22 protein-coding genes and 1 pseudogene are annotated in these 16,492 nt (G+C 71.1%); 8 read left to right on the plus strand and 15 right to left on the minus strand.

Features of this window, described 5'->3' with window-relative positions:
- Nucleotides 1-76 precede the first annotated feature (76 nt).
- Entirely contained in the window at nucleotides 77-778 is a 702-nt protein-coding gene (locus tag MTR79_RS31605; RefSeq protein WP_244792698.1) for a DUF461 domain-containing protein, read from the plus strand.
- A gap of 101 nt (nucleotides 779-879) precedes the next feature.
- Here the strand turns inward: MTR79_RS31605 and MTR79_RS31610 are convergent, their stop codons facing one another.
- Nucleotides 880-1,560: a response regulator transcription factor gene (locus tag MTR79_RS31610; protein WP_026243695.1), complete on the minus strand. Its 681-nt coding sequence runs from the start codon at nucleotides 1,558-1,560 to the stop codon at nucleotides 880-882.
- The gene (locus MTR79_RS31615; RefSeq protein WP_048459014.1) at nucleotides 1,557-2,843 is read right to left on the minus strand and encodes an ATP-binding protein; all 1,287 of its coding nucleotides are present in this window, start codon (nucleotides 2,841-2,843) and stop codon (nucleotides 1,557-1,559) included. The genes MTR79_RS31610 and MTR79_RS31615 overlap by 4 nt, the downstream gene beginning before the upstream one ends.
- Before the next feature lie 234 nt (nucleotides 2,844-3,077).
- Here MTR79_RS31615 and phoU point away from each other — a divergent pair, with 234 nt between their 5' ends.
- A complete protein-coding gene (gene phoU / locus MTR79_RS31620) occupies nucleotides 3,078-3,779 on the plus strand; it encodes a phosphate signaling complex protein PhoU (protein ID WP_048459013.1) in 702 nt (233 codons plus the stop codon).
- A 175-nt stretch (nucleotides 3,780-3,954) separates the two neighbouring features.
- Nucleotides 3,955-4,110: a hypothetical protein gene (locus tag MTR79_RS31625; protein WP_006133908.1), complete on the plus strand. Its 156-nt coding sequence runs from the start codon at nucleotides 3,955-3,957 to the stop codon at nucleotides 4,108-4,110.
- A 64-nt stretch (nucleotides 4,111-4,174) separates the two neighbouring features.
- Here the strand turns inward: MTR79_RS31625 and MTR79_RS31630 are convergent, their stop codons facing one another.
- Entirely contained in the window at nucleotides 4,175-5,464 is a 1,290-nt protein-coding gene (locus tag MTR79_RS31630) for an MFS transporter (protein WP_244792700.1), read from the minus strand.
- Nucleotides 5,465-5,641: 177 nt separating this feature from the next.
- On the opposite strand from MTR79_RS31630, the gene MTR79_RS31635 reads away from it, so the two are divergent.
- Nucleotides 5,642-6,400: a phosphoglyceromutase gene (locus MTR79_RS31635; protein WP_244792702.1), complete on the plus strand. Its 759-nt coding sequence runs from the start codon at nucleotides 5,642-5,644 to the stop codon at nucleotides 6,398-6,400.
- A 101-nt stretch (nucleotides 6,401-6,501) separates the two neighbouring features.
- On the opposite strand, the gene MTR79_RS31640 is transcribed toward MTR79_RS31635, so the two are convergent.
- Together MTR79_RS31640 and MTR79_RS31645 are read right to left on the minus strand one after the other, a co-directional pair.
- On the minus strand, nucleotides 6,502-6,777 hold the full coding sequence (locus MTR79_RS31640; RefSeq protein ID WP_244792704.1) for a ribosomal protein L7/L12: 276 nt from the start codon (nucleotides 6,775-6,777) through the stop codon (nucleotides 6,502-6,504).
- Between the two features lie 43 nt (nucleotides 6,778-6,820).
- Nucleotides 6,821-7,182: pseudogene (locus MTR79_RS31645) on the minus strand (tyrosine-type recombinase/integrase); the annotation flags it as partial.
- Between the two features lie 222 nt (nucleotides 7,183-7,404).
- Here MTR79_RS31645 and MTR79_RS31650 point away from each other — a divergent pair.
- Nucleotides 7,405-8,178 (plus strand): hypothetical protein, encoded by a 774-nt coding sequence (locus MTR79_RS31650; RefSeq protein ID WP_348538749.1) that lies wholly within the window; start codon nucleotides 7,405-7,407, stop codon nucleotides 8,176-8,178.
- Between the two features lie 125 nt (nucleotides 8,179-8,303).
- Entirely contained in the window at nucleotides 8,304-8,492 is a 189-nt protein-coding gene (locus MTR79_RS31655) for a hypothetical protein (RefSeq protein WP_244792708.1), read from the plus strand.
- A gap of 242 nt (nucleotides 8,493-8,734) precedes the next feature.
- Here the strand turns inward: MTR79_RS31655 and MTR79_RS31660 are convergent, their stop codons facing one another.
- Nucleotides 8,735-9,220 (minus strand): DUF6336 family protein, encoded by a 486-nt coding sequence (locus MTR79_RS31660; RefSeq protein ID WP_244792710.1) that lies wholly within the window; start codon nucleotides 9,218-9,220, stop codon nucleotides 8,735-8,737.
- A gap of 50 nt (nucleotides 9,221-9,270) precedes the next feature.
- On the opposite strand from MTR79_RS31660, the gene MTR79_RS31665 reads away from it, so the two are divergent.
- Nucleotides 9,271-9,930, plus strand: a complete 660-nt coding sequence (locus MTR79_RS31665; protein ID WP_244792712.1) for a Type 1 glutamine amidotransferase-like domain-containing protein — start codon at nucleotides 9,271-9,273, stop codon at nucleotides 9,928-9,930.
- A 46-nt stretch (nucleotides 9,931-9,976) separates the two neighbouring features.
- Here MTR79_RS31665 and MTR79_RS31670 read toward each other — a convergent pair whose 3' ends face one another.
- From MTR79_RS31670 to MTR79_RS31705, 8 genes are all read right to left on the minus strand, one after another.
- Nucleotides 9,977-10,483 (minus strand): DUF5959 family protein, encoded by a 507-nt coding sequence (locus MTR79_RS31670; RefSeq protein ID WP_086701345.1) that lies wholly within the window; start codon nucleotides 10,481-10,483, stop codon nucleotides 9,977-9,979.
- Nucleotides 10,484-10,570: 87 nt separating this feature from the next.
- Nucleotides 10,571-10,810 (minus strand): hypothetical protein, encoded by a 240-nt coding sequence (locus MTR79_RS31675; protein WP_244792715.1) that lies wholly within the window; start codon nucleotides 10,808-10,810, stop codon nucleotides 10,571-10,573.
- Between the two features lie 47 nt (nucleotides 10,811-10,857).
- Nucleotides 10,858-11,136, minus strand: coding sequence for a hypothetical protein (locus MTR79_RS31680; protein WP_244792717.1), 279 nt, complete (start codon nucleotides 11,134-11,136; stop codon nucleotides 10,858-10,860).
- Nucleotides 11,137-11,258: 122 nt separating this feature from the next.
- Nucleotides 11,259-11,726 (minus strand): type II toxin-antitoxin system VapC family toxin, encoded by a 468-nt coding sequence (locus tag MTR79_RS31685; protein WP_189366276.1) that lies wholly within the window; start codon nucleotides 11,724-11,726, stop codon nucleotides 11,259-11,261.
- Nucleotides 11,716-11,985 (minus strand): type II toxin-antitoxin system prevent-host-death family antitoxin, encoded by a 270-nt coding sequence (locus tag MTR79_RS31690; protein ID WP_244792719.1) that lies wholly within the window; start codon nucleotides 11,983-11,985, stop codon nucleotides 11,716-11,718. Before MTR79_RS31690 ends, MTR79_RS31685 begins: the two co-directional genes overlap by 11 nt.
- 65 nt (nucleotides 11,986-12,050) lie before the next feature.
- Complete coding sequence (gap, locus tag MTR79_RS31695; protein ID WP_244792721.1) at nucleotides 12,051-13,049, minus strand: type I glyceraldehyde-3-phosphate dehydrogenase; 999 nt, start codon at nucleotides 13,047-13,049, stop codon at nucleotides 12,051-12,053.
- 130 nt (nucleotides 13,050-13,179) lie between these two features.
- Nucleotides 13,180-14,136, minus strand: a complete 957-nt coding sequence (locus tag MTR79_RS31700) for a helix-turn-helix domain-containing protein (protein WP_244792723.1) — start codon at nucleotides 14,134-14,136, stop codon at nucleotides 13,180-13,182.
- A 154-nt stretch (nucleotides 14,137-14,290) separates the two neighbouring features.
- A complete protein-coding gene (locus tag MTR79_RS31705) occupies nucleotides 14,291-14,713 on the minus strand; it encodes a DUF2000 domain-containing protein (RefSeq protein ID WP_048458993.1) in 423 nt (140 codons plus the stop codon).
- 49 nt (nucleotides 14,714-14,762) lie between these two features.
- Here MTR79_RS31705 and MTR79_RS31710 point away from each other — a divergent pair, with 49 nt between their 5' ends.
- A complete protein-coding gene (locus tag MTR79_RS31710) occupies nucleotides 14,763-15,602 on the plus strand; it encodes an AraC family transcriptional regulator (protein ID WP_244792725.1) in 840 nt (279 codons plus the stop codon).
- A 51-nt stretch (nucleotides 15,603-15,653) separates the two neighbouring features.
- On the opposite strand, the gene MTR79_RS31715 is transcribed toward MTR79_RS31710, so the two are convergent.
- Nucleotides 15,654-16,460 carry a hypothetical protein gene (locus MTR79_RS31715; protein ID WP_244792727.1) on the minus strand — a complete coding sequence of 269 codons (807 nt, stop codon included), beginning with the start codon at nucleotides 16,458-16,460 and terminating at the stop codon, nucleotides 15,654-15,656.
- Between the last annotated feature and the right edge of the window lie 32 nt (nucleotides 16,461-16,492).

Consider the following 16,492-nt stretch of genomic DNA (forward strand, 5'->3'; position numbering starts at 1 on the left):
CTGAGGCCGCTGACAGACACTTAGGGCGGCTTTACCCGGTCGCCACACACGCTCGAGTCAAGGAGTTGCCGCCGCCGTGAGCAGCAGCCTTCGACGCGGCGCCCTCGCCGCCGCCGCCATCGCTATCTCCATCGCCTCGCTCTCCGCGTGCGCGGCCGGCAACAACGCCCAGACCCTGCAGATCCAGCCGGACAACGCGTCGACGACGGTCGGCGACATCCAGGTGCAGAACGCCACCGTCATCACCCAGCCCGACCTGGAGTCGACCGGCCCCGCCGTCATCTCCGCCACCCTGTTCAACTCGGGCGCCGAGGACCAGACCCTGGAGTCGGTCACCGTCCCCGGCACCGGCAAGTCCGCCGAGCTGTCCCCCGCCGAGGGCGGCGACCTGGTCGTCCCGGCCGGCGGCAGCCTGATCCTCGGCGGCGAGGGCAACGCCTCCGCCGTGCTGCCCAGCAGCCGCGAGGCCGTCCAGGACGGCAACGCCCAGAAGATCACCTTCACCTTCAGCGAGACCGGCGAGGTGAGCCTGCGCGCGATCGTCTTCCCGGCCGAGCACTTCTTCGAGAGCTGGGGCCCGAGCGAGGCCCCCGCCGCGGGCGCCTCCACGTCGCCGTCGGCGGACGCCTCCGGCGAGCCGGGCGAGGAGGCCACGGGTGAGGACGGTGAAGGCGCGTCGGGCGAGGAGACCTCCGGCGACGAGCCCACCAGCACGGGCGCCCCGTCGGGCACCCCCTCGGACGCGGCCTCCGCGAGCCAGGAGGCGTCCGGCAACTGACCGGACACCGCACCGCACGCCGAAGGGCGGGACCCCACCGGGGGGTCCCGCCCTTCGCGTCGTACGGCCGTCGCACCGGCCCGCTGCCCAAGGCCCGCGGTCTACGGCTCGAACTTGTAGCCCAGGCCGCGCACGGTCACCAGATAGCGGGGCGCGCCCGGGTCCGGCTCGATCTTGGCGCGCAGACGCTTCACATGGACGTCGAGGGTCTTGGTGTCCCCCACGTAGTCCGCGCCCCACACCCGGTCGATGAGCTGCATCCGGGTCAGCACCCGGCCCGCGTTGCGCAGCAGCATCTCCAGCAGGTCGAACTCCTTCAGCGGCAGGTCGATCTTGGTGCCGCCGACGGTCACCACATGCCGGTCGACGTCCATCCGCACCGGGCCCGCCTCCAGGGCCGCCGGGGCGGTCTCCTCGGGCTCGCCGCGCCGGCGCAGCACCGCGCGGATCCGCGCGACCAGCTCACGCGAGGAGAACGGCTTGGTGACGTAGTCGTCGGCGCCTATCTCGAGGCCGACCACCTTGTCGATCTCGCTGTCCTTGGCGGTCACCATGATCACGGGGACGTTGGAGCGGCCGCGCAGCTGACGGCACACCTCGGTGCCCGGCAGCCCGGGCAGCATCAGGTCGAGCAGGACGAGGTCGGCCCCGTTGCGGTCGAACTCGTCGAGTCCGTCGGGCCCGGTGGTCGCCACGGCGACCTCGAAGCCCTCCTTGCGGAGCATGTACGACAGGGCGTCGGAGAAGGACTCCTCGTCCTCGACGACGAGCACTCGGGTCACGGAAGGACCTCCGGGGAGGGAAGCGTTGCGTACGCGGATGGATCGGACGAGTGGGGGGAGGGGTGGGACGTCCCTCCGGCCTCGCCGTCGAGGCCCTCGGAGTCGTCCCGCTCGGACGCCCGGCGGCCGCGGGCCGCACGGGCCTCCGGAAGCCGCAGGGTGAAGGTGGAGCCCTGGCCCTCGGCGCTCCACACCGTGACCTCACCGCCGTGCGAGGCGGCCACGTGTTTCACGATCGCGAGGCCCAGCCCCGTGCCGCCGGTGGCACGGGAGCGGGCGGGGTCGACGCGGTAGAAGCGCTCGAAGATGCGCTCCTTGTCCTTGTCGGAGATGCCGATGCCCTGGTCGGTCACGGCGATCTCGATCAGGTCCCCGCCGGGCTGCGCGACCGAACGGACCGCGATGCCCACGCGGGTGCGGGCGGGCGAGTAGTTGACCGCGTTCTCGACGAGGTTGCCGAGCGCGGCGGCGAGCTGGCCGCGGTTGCCCCAGACCCGCAGGTCGGCGGCGCCCGCGGCGGCCATGGTGATCTCCTTGGTGCCCGCCTGGTGCCGGCACCGGTCGACGGCCTCGGCGACCAGTTCCCGGACCGGGACCGGCTCGGCGTCCTCCAGCGGGTCGTCGTTCTGCACCCGGGAGAGGTCGATCAGCTCCTGCACCAGGTTGGTCAGCCGGGTCGCCTCGATCTGCATACGCCCCGCGAACCGCTCCACGGCCTCGGGGTCGTCGGAGGCGTCCATCACGGCCTCGGACAGCAGGGACAGCGCCCCGACGGGGGTCTTGAGCTCATGGCTGACGTTGGCGACGAAGTCGCGCCGTACGGCCTCGATGCGGCGGGCCTCGGTGAGGTCCTCCACCAGCAGCAGCACCAGCCGGGAGCCGAGCGGCGCCACCCGCGCGGACACCGCGAGGGCCTCGCCGCGCCCGGTCCCCCGGCGCGGCAGGTCCAGCTCGACCTGCCGTATCTCGCCGTCCCGCCGGGTGTCACGGGCCATCTTCAGCATCGGCTCCACGGCGAGCTTGCCGCCGCGGACCAGGCCGAGGGCGTACGCGGCGGAGCTGGCCTTCACCACGCCGTCGTGTTCGTCGAGGACCACGGCGGACGAGCGCAGCACGGAGAGCACGGTGTCGACGCCGGGCGGGAGCACGGCGTCGGTGTGCAGCGAGGTGCGGGTGGGGCGCCGCTGTTCGCGTTCACTGACGCGGAACGCCAGCATGGCGATGACGCCGGTGAGCAGTCCGGCGATCGCAGCCGCTGCGGCGACCGCCGCGTTCACGTCCATGCGTCAAGGTTAGGCATGGCGCGAGCGCTGCCCACAGCGCTCGGTGGGCGACCTCGGACACTCGTCGCCCAGAGTTCACCTACAGGCCAGGGCCGGTTCACGCGAGGTGACGGAACCGGACGCGTGGCGGACGGAACGTGGGAGCGTGGGTGGGGCCCAAGGCCCTCAGAGCCCGGACCCGGACAGCCCGGACAGGGACGCACGACCGGACAGAGACGCACGAGAGGAATTCCGATGCGGGACGCGTACCACGAGGAACTGGATTCGATCGGCGACGGTCTGGTGGAGATGGCCCGGCTGGTCGGATCGGCGATCGGGCGCGCCACGACCGCCATCCTCGACGCCGATCTGAAGCTCGCGGAGAGCGTGATCGAGGCCGACCAGAAGGTCGACGAACTGCAGCACGACCTGGAGGCGCGGGCGATCGCCCTGCTGGCCCGGCAGCAGCCGGTGGCGACCGACCTGCGGATCGTCGTCACCTCGCTGCGCATGTCCGCGGACCTGGAGCGCTCGGGCGACCTCGCCCAGCACGTGGCGAAGCTGGCGCGGCTGCGCTACCCCGAGCGCGGGGTGCCGCGGGACCTGCACGCCACGATCCTGGAGATGGGCCAGCTCGCCCAGCGTCTGATGGCGAAGGCGGCGGAGGTGATCATCACCAAGGACGTCGACCTGGCACTCCAGCTGGAGCAGGACGACGACGCGATGGACCTGCTGCACCGCACCCTCTTCCAGCACCTGATGGACGACCGCTGGAAGCACGGCATCGAGACGGCGGTGGACGTCACCCTGCTGGGCCGCTACTACGAGCGGTTCGCGGACCACGCGGTGTCGGTGGCCAAGCGGGTGGTGTACCTGGTCACCGGCGAGCACGCGGACGAGATCCAGGCGGACCTGCAGCCGGAGATCGCGCCGGTGCAGGGGGCGGAGGGCAGCTGAGGCCTCCGGTACGGCCTACCGGGTCCGCACGGCGTACCGGGTCCGTACGGCGTGCGGGGGTCGGCCGGAGGCGTGGGTGAGCTTCCGCCGCCCCCGATGCGCCGTTGATGCGCCCGGCCGACCGGGCGTGCAATGGGGAGCAGGTGTGCGCAGGCCCCAGCCCGAGGAGGGACCCATGGCCGAATCCCCCGGCACGACGCCCGACCCCACGCAGGAGCGCGAGACCGAGCAACCCGCCGAGGTGAGGAACCTCACCCTGATCGCCGCCTGCGGCTGCGGTTCGGGCTGCGGCTGCGGCTGCCAGTCGGGCAGCCCGTGCCAGTGCGGGTGAGATGACGGACGTACACGGCCCCGCCCGCCGGTGACGGCGGGCGGGCCCGCGGCGTACGGGCGTCCTAAGCGGTCTGCTCGGCGGGCTGTGCGGACCGGGGGGACGGCTTCACGGGCTCGGTGCCGCCTCCGATGCCCGCGTCCGCGTCCTCCGGCAGCCGCCGCATGAGCAGCCCGTACCCGAGGGCGGCGACCGTGCCGACGACGGCGCAGGTCCCCCACAGCCAGGCGGCGCCCCAGCGGTCGATGACGAAGCCGGACAGCAGCGGGGCGACGAGCGCGGCGACCGCCCAGGACGAGGTGTAGACGCCCTGGTAGCGCCCGCGTCCGTGCACCGGGGAGAGCCGCACGACCAGGCCGGTCTGGACGGGCGCGTTGACGATCTCGGCGAGCGTCCACACGCAGACGGTGAGGGCGAAGACGCCGACCGACCCGGCGAAGGCGGTGAGCCCGAAGCCGTACCCGGCGAGCAGTGAGGAGACGACGAGCATCCGGCGCGGGTCGCGGTGCTCGATCAGGCGGGTCACGGGCAGCTGGAGGACGACGATCAGGACGCCGTTGACGGCGATGGCCATGCCGAAGTCGGCGGGCGTGAAGCCGGCCTCGCCCATGGCGACCGGGAGTCCCAGGTAGCCCTGCTGGAAGATGAGGGCGACGAGGAAGGACAGCCCGACGACGCCCATGAACCGGCCGTCGCGCAGCACGGTCCCGAGGGAGACGGAGTCCTCGCCCGTCGCGGCGGGACCGGCGGCCGGCTGCCCGGGCCGGGATTCCGGCAGCTTCACGAAGACCAGCACCGCGCAGAGGAGGGTCATCCCGGCCTCGATGAGGAAGCCGGCGAGGTAGCTGACCTCGGCGATGAAGCCGGCGCCCACGGAGGAGATCGCGAAACCGAGGTTGATCGCCCAGTAGTTGAGGGAGAAGGCCCGGATACGGTCCTCCGGCCGCACGATGTCCGCCATCATCGCCTGCACGGCGGGCCGGGAGGCGCTGGACGCCATGCCGACGAGGAAGGCGACGGCCGCGATGGCGACGGGGTCGTGGACGAAGCCGAGCAGGGCGACGGACAGCGCGGTCGCGGTCTGGGCGACGAGCAGGGTGGGCCGCCGCCCGAGCCGGTCGGTCATGACGCCGGCGCCGAGGGAGGAGATCACCCCGCCGAGCCCGTGCAGCGCGACGACGAGACCGGCGTAGGAGGCGGAGTAGCCGCGGTCGAGGGTGAGGTAGATCGCCATGAAGGTGGCGACGAAGGCGCCGAGCCGGTTGACCAGGGTGCTGGCCCACAGCCACCAGAAGGCGCGGGGAAGCCCTGAGACGGACTCGCTCAGGGCACGTCTGACTCCGGTGACTGACATGGGTGGCTCCCCCTGGCGCCCGGGCACGGCCCGGGATGACGTGTAAGTGGCTGAAGCAGCTAGCACAACTTACGAAGCCGGGCCTGCCGGTGGCCACCCGATTAACAGATCCCGTCAACCGTCCGCCAGGCGGGCAGGGCGCGCGGGCCGTGCGGGGCGTCGATTACGCTCGGGCACATGGCCGACGCACCGTACAAGCTGATCCTCCTCCGCCACGGCGAGAGCGAGTGGAACGAGAAGAACCTGTTCACCGGCTGGGTGGACGTCAACCTCACCGCGAAGGGCGAGAAGGAGGCGACGCGCGGCGGCGAGCTGCTCAAGGAAGCCGGCCTGCTGCCCGACGTGCTCCACACCTCGCTCCAGAAGCGCGCGATCCGCACGGCCCAGCTCGCGCTGGAGGCCGCGGACCGCCTGTGGATCCCGGTCAGCCGCAGCTGGCGCCTGAACGAGCGTCACTACGGCGCCCTCCAGGGCAAGGACAAGGCGCAGACGCTCGCGGAGTTCGGCGAGGAGCAGTTCATGCTGTGGCGCCGCTCCTACGACACCCCGCCGCCGGCGCTCGACCGCGACGCCGAGTACTCCCAGTTCTCCGACCCGCGCTACGCGACCCTCCCGCCGGAGCTGCGTCCGCAGACGGAGTGCCTGAAGGACGTCGTCGTCCGCATGCTGCCGTACTGGTTCGACTCGGTCGTCCCGGACCTCCTGTCCGGCCGCACGGTCCTGATCGCCGCCCACGGCAACAGCCTCCGCGCGCTGGTCAAGCACCTGGACGGTATCTCGGACGCCGACATCGCGGGCCTCAACATCCCGACGGGCATCCCCCTGTACTACGAACTCGACGCCGACTTCAAGCCGGTCACCCCGGGCGGCAAGTACCTCGACCCGGAGGCCGCGGCGGCGGCGATCGAGGCTGTGAAGAACCAGGGCAAGAAGTAAGGGCTGTTAGGACTTATGCGTAAGCCCCCTACCTGCGGGTTCTCCGCCGGTAGGGGGCTTTTCGCTGCCTCTGGGCCGTCAGCCAGTTGATCGGGCCGTGCTCAGTGTTTCGGGGGGGGGGGCGGCTCCGGCCGTTCTCGCGTCTCCGCCCGGGCTCCCGCATCACACAGGGCCGAGACGGCTGCCGCTGCCTCTTCTTCGGGCACGCCGGCGAGAAGGACCGCGGGAACCTGCGTAGCCAGGACCTTGCTGCGCCAGAGGCTCAGTCCCGTCAGCCGACGCACGACCTGGACGACGTCCATCACGCGGACGCCGGGGTCGGAGAGCACCACGTCGTGGGGCACGTCGTCGCACACCAGCAAGAAGTACTTGTCCACCCTGCCTCTCCCCGCCCTTATCCGCTTCAAAGCCTACGAGCCCTCAGCCGTCCAGTCGCACGGTTTGGATAGCGTCGAAGACAGCGGCCACGGCTTTGCGGGTCCGCTCCTGACTGGACGGCATCAGGTGCGCGTACACGCGGAGCGTCAGGCCCGGGTCCGAGTGGCCGAGGTACTCGGCGAGGGCCTTGATGTTCTCGCCCGCGTCCAGGAGCACTGAGGCGTAGAAGCGGCGCAGCGCGTGCATGCCGTTCTCTCGGGACTCCGCATACGGCCGGCCCGGTCGGTGTAGCGCTCGGGCATGGCGGCCCGGACGGCGAAGACCCGCTCGGGCGTCCAGGGCACGATGCGCTTCTTGTCGACCGTCGGTGGCCGGACGGACCGGGAGGCACACAGGTTGCGAGGATCACCGGGCAGGCGCCGGGATACGCTCACAGCCTTGGCTTGGGTCAGCCACCTCAATTCCGGGGGAATTTGACGATGTCATCGCACGGTTGTGTACCAATCAGAGTGACGAGCGCGACCTTCGCCGTTGTGTTGCTCGCTGGGGGAACGAGTGCCTGCGGAGAGGGCCCGGCGAGCAACTCTCCGCATCAGGGCTCGCCCAGGGTGACGCCCGCTACGGCCGTGGCGAAGGCGGCGACGAACTCCGAGCGCATCACGTCGCTCCACTACCGGGTCACCGGGACCGTGCCGGATATGGGCCGGCTGGAGGCCGAGGCATCCATGAACACGGAACCCCTGACCATGAGTATGAAGATGAACGCGACCGACCAGGGTAGAGACCGCCATCTGGAGGTCCGGTTCGTCGACGAAGTGATGTACGTGAGCGGGAGTGCGATCGACTTCGAGAAGCTGGACGGCAAGAGCTGGTTCAGCGCCGACCCTGCTGTATGGGGACGCAGCGCGGGGGACAACCAGTCCTACGGCATACTGCCGCGTCAGATCGAAGGCAACCCAGCCGTGCAGTCCACGATCCTGACCGCGTCCAAGGACGTGCGAAGCATCGGGATGGAGACGATCGACGGGACCCGGACCACTCACTACAGAGGAACCGTCACCAGTAGCGGCATCGGCGCCGCCCGTGACGCTGCCGCCAGCGAGGCGGCTCGGGAGCGCCAGATCAACAGCCTTGATCAGTTCGCTGCGCTACGCATCGAGGGCACGCTCACCATGGATCTGTGGATCGGCGACGACAACCACACCAGGCAGTTCCGCATGCGGGGCGATACATACGCCGCGCGGAGCGGCGAGGGCAAGCCGCTGGAGATCGTCGACGGCGAACCCCTCGACTTGACCTTCACCTTCCTCGACGTTAACCAGCCGGCGACCATCAAGGCACCACCGTCCGCAGACACCGTTGACCTCGGCGCACAGGTGGACGAAACACAGGCAGGATGAGCAACACACGGGAGGACTCGGCCTGTCCCCCGCCGTCTCAGTTTCCGTCCCGTTCGGCGCCGCCCACGACTGTTCAGGGATGACTCGTAAAGGACGGTACGAGGGTCGGCCGGAAACGGGGAACCGTGAGCAGAAGACGCTACGTCGCCCAGGGCGTGCCGGGTGGTTACCGGATCTGGGGCGACCGGGGACGTCGACAATGGAGCGATCTCTACGAGTTGTGTCCTGACGATCCTGTGGCCGAGCTCAACGCCCAGGCCGACCACGCACGCATCACTGCGCTGATGAAGCGCTACCGGGCGCAGAAGCGTTAGGTGGCCTAGATGTGCTGACCGAACAGGTTGGTGACGAGCGGCATGCACCATCACCGCACCAGATCTGGCGGGGAACAGCGGGGGAAGCAGTCGAGCCGCCGAGGCCGCGCCTCGACCATTCGCCTAGGCTCGCGGTGGTCGAGTGCCTACGCTCGCCCAGTGAGTTACGACGGTCGGGGAAACCGCCTCCGAAGAGGCCCGATGAGCGGAAGCTTGGGCCCTCCGTGGGGCCAGCGCGCGTTCTAGCCGTACAGCCAACTGCCGTACGACGCGGCGTCCACGAGGTGGTACAGCCCGAAAGCGGCAGCCCCCGTGACGAGGAGACACAACCCGGAGCGTACGAACACCGGGCCGATGACTGTGACCGAGGCAGCCTGCGTCGTGATGGTACCCCAGTCCCGCAGGCGTCGGATGTCCTCCTTGCTGAGCCACCAGAAGCCAACACCCACCATAAGGAAGAGCCCACCGAGGAACCCCAACAGACTGAAGACAGCCAGAAATTGCTCTCGATCGCTGTGGCCGCTGATGCTCAGAGTCACCACCACGAGCGGCACCACGCCCAGCAGGCCGAAGACGACCCCTCGCCGTGCGACGTGGGCCGACCTCAGTCGGGGCAGCCTCACGCCTTCTCGGTCCAAAGCCATGGCGAGCACCCTAGCCCCCGAGTCGAGCAGCCGCGACATTCCCCATGCCGCCTTGATCCGCAGTGGCCCGATGAGTTTGGGCACGGTCCGGAGTCCTCAGGTGTGTCCACCTTCCGCGCGCATCTGGAGGCACCTTGAAGCTCTTGCTCACGTCGGGCGGCGTCACGAATCCGAGCATCCGGTCGGCACTCGTGCAGCTTCTTGGCAAGCCGATCGACGAGTGCCGTGCGCTCTGCGTCCCGACGGCACAGTGGGGTCACCCGATGTGCGGTCCGGCATCGGTGCGGGGCCTCGCGGCCGCGGAGCCGTTGTGGCAGCACCTGACCGGTCTGGGGTGGGGGACGCTCGGCATCCTCGAACTCACCGCACTGCCGACCATCGGCACGGACCGATGGGTCCCCTGGGTCCGGGACGCCGACGTACTGCTGGTCGACGGCGGCGACGCGACCTACCTGTGCCACTGGATGCGGGAATCCGGGCTGGCGGATCTGCTGCCCTCGCTGCCCGACACGGTCTGGGTGGGAGTGAGCGCCGGAAGCATGGTGATGACGCCGCGGATCGGGGCGTACTTCGTCGAGTGGCCGTCCGCACCGGACGACCGCACCCTGGGAGTCGTCGACTTCTCGGTCTTCCCGCACCTGGACGCGTTCCCGCAGAACACCATGGCCGACGCGGAGCGCTGGGCCGCCGACATCGGCGTCCCGGCCTACGCCATCGACGAGCAGACAGCCGTCAGGGTCGTCGACGGTACCGTCGACGTCATCTCCGAGGGGCGATGGGCGAAGTTCGGGTAGTAGCCGCCCATCGATCGGCCCGGCTCACCGCCCGTCCTGACAGTCGTCAGGACAGCCCGCTTCGGCCGGTCGCCTCCGGTTCCGCCGTCGGGTGGCCGTGCCGCCACTCGTACGCGCCGAGTGACGTCTCGACCACCTCTTGGGGGTACGCCTCGCGTACCCCGGCGAGACGACGCCGTTGGTCGGCGGTCCAGGTCGGCGGCAGAGGCGTCAACGGGACGGTGACGGCAGCTCCTGTTGCCGGTTCGTCGCGGACGGAGACGAGGAGGGCGCCGGTCGTCGGGGAGTCGAACTCCACGGACGGGGTTCTGCCGGAGTCGAGCCACCTGGTGGGTTCGCCGGCTTCCAGGCGCGCCAAGGTCTCCTCCCAGTCCTCCAGGTCTTCGGGGAGGAGGGTCACCGGGAAGGTCGCGCCGAGGTTCTCGCCGGCCGTCACGACGATCTCGGCGTCGAGGAAGTCGTGGCCGGTCAGGATGCCGGGCTGGGCACGGCCCAGGATGCGTACCGAGACGCTTCGGCCGCTGTCGTCGGCCAGGTGGATCAGGTTGAGCATGGGGGCATCATGCCGGGCCCTGAGACACCACCGCCCACGGCGTCCGGGGGGGGGGACGGATGCCGTGGGCCGTGCAGGGGAGCGGGGTCAGACCGCCAGGGGGACCTGGGCGCCCGGGGTCGCGCCCGGGTACGCCTGGGTCACGCGGTTCAGTTCGCGCTGCATGTACCAGACGTTGATGCCGAAGGCGAAGGCCGGCCAGGTGCTCGCGGCGGGGCTGCACGTCACCTGGAGACCGGCCGCGCGCTGCCCGTTGGCGATGGCCTTGCCGGTGTTGTGGAACGAGATCAGCGGGGCGATCAGGGTCCGGCCCAGGAAGAGCAGCACCAGCAGGCTGCCCGCAGGGCTGAGGTTCTGACGGCGGTCGTACTCGTTCAGCTGGGTTTCGTGAACGTTTTCATCATGCCATCTTGATCAACTTCCGCGCGGCGGAGCCAGACGCGCGTGCGCCGGGCGCGGAGGTGGCGGGCGCCGAGGGCCGTCAGGGCGGCGAGGGTGACCAGGCCGGTGGCCAGGTTCACGACGAGGGGCGCCTGGGCGACGGACGAGACGAGGTTCGCCACGCCGCTCACGGCCACGAGGGCCCACAGGGCCGTGTGGGTCGCGGAGTTGGTCGCGGGGCTGTCGGACGCCTTGGGGTGGGTGGTGGTCATGATGCCTGCTCCTGCCGGGAGTTGGGATGTCGTTTCCGTGTTCTCCACGCTAGGAAGCGCGAGGTCCGGCGTCGCGCCGGGAGGCACCCCTGTTCGCGGTACAGCAGGCTGTACCGTCCGCCTCAGCGCTCGTGCGGCACTCGCGGGCGGCCGACCGGAACGACGGTGAGGAGGTCGTCCAGCTCCTTGAAGTCGTCGGGGTTCGTGGTGAACAGCGGCAGGTCCTCGGCCACGGCGATCGAGGCGATCATCAGGTCGGCGATCCGACGGCGCGGCTTGCGGCCCGCGCTGATCACCGCCGCGCAGATGCGGCCGTAGATGCGGGCGGCCTCGGCGCCGAAGGGGATGGGGTCGAACTCGTTCTCGGCGCGCTGGAGGACGTCCAGCCTGCGGGCGCGTTCGACGTGCTCGTCGTAGACGCTCTGCTCGTCGTTGCGGCGGACCTCGTGCGGGCCGGCCGACAGTTCCGCCAGAGTGACGGCGGTGATCGCCATCTCGTCCGGCAGCTCCTCGGGATCGACCCAGCGCCGCAGGATCACGATGTCGGTGTCGAGGAGCCCTTGCTCGTACGTCGTGCGCTCAGCGGGCATACGGGTCGTCCAGGTAGGTGTCCGCCGTGGCGTCCTGGTCGGCGCGGAAGGTGTCGATGTCGATGTCCGGAGCCGCCTTGGACATCGCGGCGAACTCCCGGCGTGAGACGAAGCGACGGCGCCTGCGCAGCGGGACGAGCTGCCCGATCGGGTGACCGTCGCGGGTGACGGTGAACGACTGACCGCTCTGTACGGCGTCCATGATCTCCCGGGACCGGTTCCGCAGATCCCGCTGGGTGATTTCCGGCTGAGCGCTCATACCGACAACGGTAGCAAGGCGTGCCACCGGGTGCCACGCCTTGCCACCTTGCCGCGGACTGCGGCTCAGCCCCGTGCCAGCAGCTCCAGCGTGTCGATGACCCGGTTGGAGAAGCCCCACTCGTTGTCGTACCAGGCCACCACCTTGATGTGGCGGCCGTCGACGCGGGTGAGGGCCGAGTCGAAGATGGACGACGCCGGGTTCCCGGTGATGTCCGACGACACCAGCGGGTCCTCCGAGTACTCGAGGACACCGGCCAGCGGGCCCTCCGCGGCCGTGCGGTACGCGGCCAGCACCTCGTCGCGCATCACGTCACGGGAGACCGTCGTGTTGAGCTCGACGATCGACCCCACCGGCACCGGCACGCGGATCGAGTCGCCGGACAGCTTGCCGTCGAGGTTCGGCAGCACCAGGCCGATCGCCTTCGCGGCGCCGGTCGTGGTCGGCACGATGTTGACGCCGGCGGCGCGGGCGCGGCGCGGGTCGCGGTGCGGGCCGTCCTGGAGGTTCTGCTCCTGCGTGTAGGCGTGCACGGTCGTCATGAACCCGTGCTCGATGCCGGCCAGGTCGTCGAGGACGGCCGCCAGCGGCGCGAGCGCGTTGGTGGTGCAGGACGCGTTGGAGACGATCGTGTGCAGCTCCGCGTCGTACGCGTCCGTGTTCACGCCGTACGCCAGCGTCACGTCCGCGCCGTCCGAGGGCGCGCTCACGAGTACCTTCCGCGCGCCCGCGTCGAGGTGGGCGCGGGCGGCCTTGGCCGAGGTGAAGCGGCCGGTGGCCTCCAGCACGAGGTCGACGTCCAGCTCGGCCCAGGGCAGCTCGGCCGGTTCGCGTTCGGCCAGCACCTTGATCCGGCGGCCGTCCACGACGAGGGTGTCGCCGTCGACGCTCACCGGGCGTCCGAGGCGGCCGGCGGTGCTGTCGAAGGCGACCAGCCGGGCGAGGGCGGCCGGCTCGGTCAGGTCGTTGACGGCGACGACCTCCAGGGCGGTGTCCCGCTCCAGCAGGGCGCGCAGCACGTTGCGTCCGATGCGGCCGAATCCGTTGATGGCGATGCGAGTCATGAGTGGTGTCCCTTCCTCTCGCCGTCCAGGCTCGCGCGCCGGGGGCGCCGGTGACAGTGGCGGGATCGCCATGGTTCACAAGGATCCTGCCAATGGCCCCCGACGCCCTGCGGCCCCGGCTCGCTGGTGATCACTCGCCCCGCGTGAAGGTGCGCCGGTACTCGCTAGGCGTCGTCCCGAGGATCCGCTGGAAGTGCAGCCGCAGATTCGCCCCGGTGCCGAGCCCCGTGTCGGCGGCGATCTGCTCGACACTGCGCTGCGAGCGTTCCAGCAGCTCGCGGGCCAGGTCGACGCGGGCGCGCATCACCCACTGCATCGGCGTGTAGCCGGTCTCCTCCACGAACCGCCGGGAGAACGTCCGCGGCGACACCCCCGCCTGCCGCGCCAGCACCTCCAGGGTGAGCGGATCGCCCAGCCGGTGCAGCGCCCACTCCCGCGTCGCCGCGAACCGCTCCCCCAGCGGCTCGGGCACGCTGCGCGGCACGTACTGGGCCTGGCCCCCGCTGCGGTACGGCGCCGCGACCAGCCGCCGGGCCGCGTGGTTGGACGCGGCCACCCCGAGGTCGCCGCGCAGGATGTGCAGGCACAGGTCGATCCCGGAGGCGGCGCCCGCCGAGGTGAGCACGCTGCCCTCGTCGACGAACAGCACGTTCTCGTCGACCTTGATCCGCGGGTACCGGGCCATCAGGGCGCGCGTGTAGTGCCAGTGCGTGGTGGCGCGCCGCCCGTCCAGCAGGCCGGTGGCGGCCAGCGCGAACGCGCCCGTCGAGATCGCGGCGAGCCGCGCGCCCCGCTCGTGCGCGGCGACCAGCGCGTCGACGACGGCCGCCGGCGGATCCTCCCGGTCCGGGAAGCGGTACCCGGGGACGAAGACGATGTCGGCCCACTCCAGTGCGTCGAGGCCGTGCGAGACGGCGTACGCGAGACCGTCCCCGCCGGTCACCGGGCCGGGCGCCGCCCCGCACACCCGCACCTCGTACGGCATGCTCGCGCGGGTCGTGAAGACCTGCGCGGGGATCCCGACGTCGAGCGGCTTCGCGCCCTCGAGCACCAGGACGGCGACGCGGTGGAGACGGGGTGCGGGCACGGAAAGAGCGTACGCGGCGCATCCCCGCGCCCATCCTCACGTGCGCGTCCTCACGTGCGCGTCCTCACGTCCGTCGTCACGCATCCGCCTTCACGGCGTCACGCATCCGCCCCGACGGCGTCGCGCCCGCCCTCACTGCGTCACGCATCCGCCCTCACGGATGCATCCGCGCCCCCTTCAGCACCTTGTCCACCGCGTTGCGCGGGCCGTGGACGGCGAGGCCGACCAGGTCCAGGTCGGTGGTGGGGACGGCGCGGACCGCCGCGCGGTTGGCGTCGTCGTGGCCGGTGGCGAAGAGGTCGGAGGTGAAGACCGCGCGCGGCAGGGCGCGGGAGAGGGCGCGTTCGTGGGCCGCCCTCAGGACCTCCTTGGCGCCCTGGAAGACCAGCACCGGCTGGCGGAACATCGGCAGGTACGGCACGCCGTCCGCGTCCTCGTACGGCTGCCCGATCAGTTCGGGGAGCTGTGTGCCGAGGCCGCTGACCAGGAACGCGGTGACGTTGAGGCGCTGCCAGGGCTCCAGGTCCTCGCGCAGCAGGACGGCGATCTTCGTGTCGAAACGGGTGCTCGTGCTCATGCCGTGAGACTGCCGTCCGGGGCCGTCCCCGGTCTTGTACGTTGTTTGCATGCCTGCCCCGGCATCCCCCCCGGCATCCCCGCCCCCGGAACCGGCCCCCGCGAGCGTCACCGCCTGGCGGCCCCCCGTCCCCGGTGTCGTCGAGGTGTTCCACGCCCGGTTCACCGAGTACGCCTATCCGATGCACGTCCACGACGCCTGGACGCTGCTGATCGTCGACTCCGGCGCCGTGCGGTACGACCTGGACCGGCACGAGCACGGCACCCCGGACGACACCGTGACCCTGCTGCCGCCGCACGTCCCGCACAACGGTGAACCGGCCACGGCCGAGGGCTTCCGCAAGCGCGTGCTGTACCTGGACTCCAGCCGGCTCGGCGACGACCTCATCGGGGCCGCCGTGGACCGCCCCGACCTGCGCGATCCGCTGCTGCGCCGGCGCGTCGGGCAGGTGCACTCCGCGCTGGTGCGGCCGGGGGACGAGCTGGAGGCGGAGAGCCGGCTGACGCTGGTCGGGGAGCGGCTGCGGGAGCACCTGGAGTCGCGGGAGCCGCCCGCGCCCCGCCGCCCCGACCCCGTACTGGCGCGGCGGCTGCGGGAGTTGCTCGACGCGCGGGTGGCCGACGGGCTCACGCTGGCGGAGGCGGGCGCCGAGCTGTCGGCCCATCCCGCGCATCTGGTACGGGCGTTCAGCACCGCGTACGGCATCCCGCCGCACCAGTACCTGACGTCCAGGCGGGTCGGGCGGGCGCGGCGGCTGCTGCTGGAGGGGCGGCCGCCGAGCGACGTCGCGGCCGCCGCCGGCTTCTACGACCAGGCCCACCTGACCCGGCACTTCCGCCGGCTCGTGGGGGTCACTCCGGGACGGTACCGGAGCGCGGAACGCCCCTGAGAAAACACGCCGTCGGGGGTCCTCACACGCGAACCCCCGACGGCGTAGGCGTCACCTCACGTCGACGTAGTCCGCCGCCGACGTCGCTCCGCCCGTCGTGGTCGTCTGGCCGAACATCCAGCGCCAGTAGCCGTCCGCGGTCGCCTTCACCGTGGTCTTCAAGGACCCGGCGGAGTTCGCCCGCACCGTCCTGACCGCCGTCCATGCGGTGGTGCCCGCCTTGCGGAACTCGAGCCGGGCCGCCTTGCCGCCGTAGGCGGAGTAGGCGCGCCTCGCCCAGTCGGCGCGCGTCAGCTTGCCCGTGACGGTGAGCGTCCTGTTCTTGACCACCGGCTCCGGCGAGGCGTTGACCGTGGCCCGGGCGGCCCGCTTGACCTGGAGGGTGGCCGAGCTGTTCAGGTACTCGTGCCTGGTCTTTCCCTTCACGTCCAGGAGGGCGACGAACGCCAGCTTCCATGTCGCGGCGTCCGCGGCCGAGTCGAGGTTCTCGCGGGGCCGGATGCGCAGTGTCCCCTCGCAGTTCGCGGCGCGCGAACCGTCCTCGTTGCACGTGATCATGTCATGGAGGAAGACCTGGTTGCCCGGTCCCTCGTAGGCCCTGACCGCCGTCGTGCCGTGATACATGAACGGCATGGCCGACGCGGTGCTGATGGTGTGCCCGGCGGGCCAGGTCACCCGGAAGCTGACCGTCGGGTACTTCGTCTCGGTGGTACCCACCACGATGGGCTTGCCCTTGTTCACGACCACCTTCGACACCCTGATGCCGGTGTCGGCGGCCTGGGCGGGCTGAGCGGTCAGCGCCCCGAGGGCGATCGTTCCGCCGAGCACCGCCGCCAGGGCGGATCTGCCAGTGCGCATGCACGTCCTCTTCATGCATGGGACCCCTGTGT

The sequence above is a fragment of the Streptomyces sp. BJ20 genome (assembly GCF_022869105.1).
In the GTDB taxonomy this organism is placed as follows: Bacteria; Actinomycetota; Actinomycetes; order Streptomycetales; family Streptomycetaceae; genus Streptomyces; species Streptomyces griseoincarnatus.

Excerpts from the sequence above, each read along its gene's own strand:
- MTR79_RS31685 (WP_189366276.1), bottom strand. The coding sequence starts at position 11,726 with ATGCCCGCTGAGCGCACGACGTACGAGCAAGGGCTCCTCGACACCGAC.
- MTR79_RS31705 (WP_048458993.1), bottom strand. The coding sequence starts at position 14,713 with ATGAGCACGAGCACCCGTTTCGACACGAAGATCGCCGTCCTGCTGCGC.
- MTR79_RS31625 (WP_006133908.1), top strand. The coding sequence starts at position 3,955 with ATGGCCGAATCCCCCGGCACGACGCCCGACCCCACGCAGGAGCGCGAG.
- phoU (WP_048459013.1), top strand. The coding sequence starts at position 3,078 with ATGCGGGACGCGTACCACGAGGAACTGGATTCGATCGGCGACGGTCTG.
- MTR79_RS31690 (WP_244792719.1), bottom strand. The coding sequence starts at position 11,985 with ATGAGCGCTCAGCCGGAAATCACCCAGCGGGATCTGCGGAACCGGTCC.
- MTR79_RS31670 (WP_086701345.1), bottom strand. The coding sequence starts at position 10,483 with ATGCTCAACCTGATCCACCTGGCCGACGACAGCGGCCGAAGCGTCTCG.
- MTR79_RS31635 (WP_244792702.1), top strand. The coding sequence starts at position 5,642 with ATGGCCGACGCACCGTACAAGCTGATCCTCCTCCGCCACGGCGAGAGC.
- MTR79_RS31615 (WP_048459014.1), bottom strand. The coding sequence starts at position 2,843 with ATGGACGTGAACGCGGCGGTCGCCGCAGCGGCTGCGATCGCCGGACTG.
- MTR79_RS31715 (WP_244792727.1), bottom strand. The coding sequence starts at position 16,460 with ATGCGCACTGGCAGATCCGCCCTGGCGGCGGTGCTCGGCGGAACGATC.
- gap (WP_244792721.1), bottom strand. The coding sequence starts at position 13,049 with ATGACTCGCATCGCCATCAACGGATTCGGCCGCATCGGACGCAACGTG.
- MTR79_RS31710 (WP_244792725.1), top strand. The coding sequence starts at position 14,763 with ATGCCTGCCCCGGCATCCCCCCCGGCATCCCCGCCCCCGGAACCGGCC.
- MTR79_RS31680 (WP_244792717.1), bottom strand. The coding sequence starts at position 11,136 with ATGACCACCACCCACCCCAAGGCGTCCGACAGCCCCGCGACCAACTCC.
- MTR79_RS31630 (WP_244792700.1), bottom strand. The coding sequence starts at position 5,464 with ATGTCAGTCACCGGAGTCAGACGTGCCCTGAGCGAGTCCGTCTCAGGG.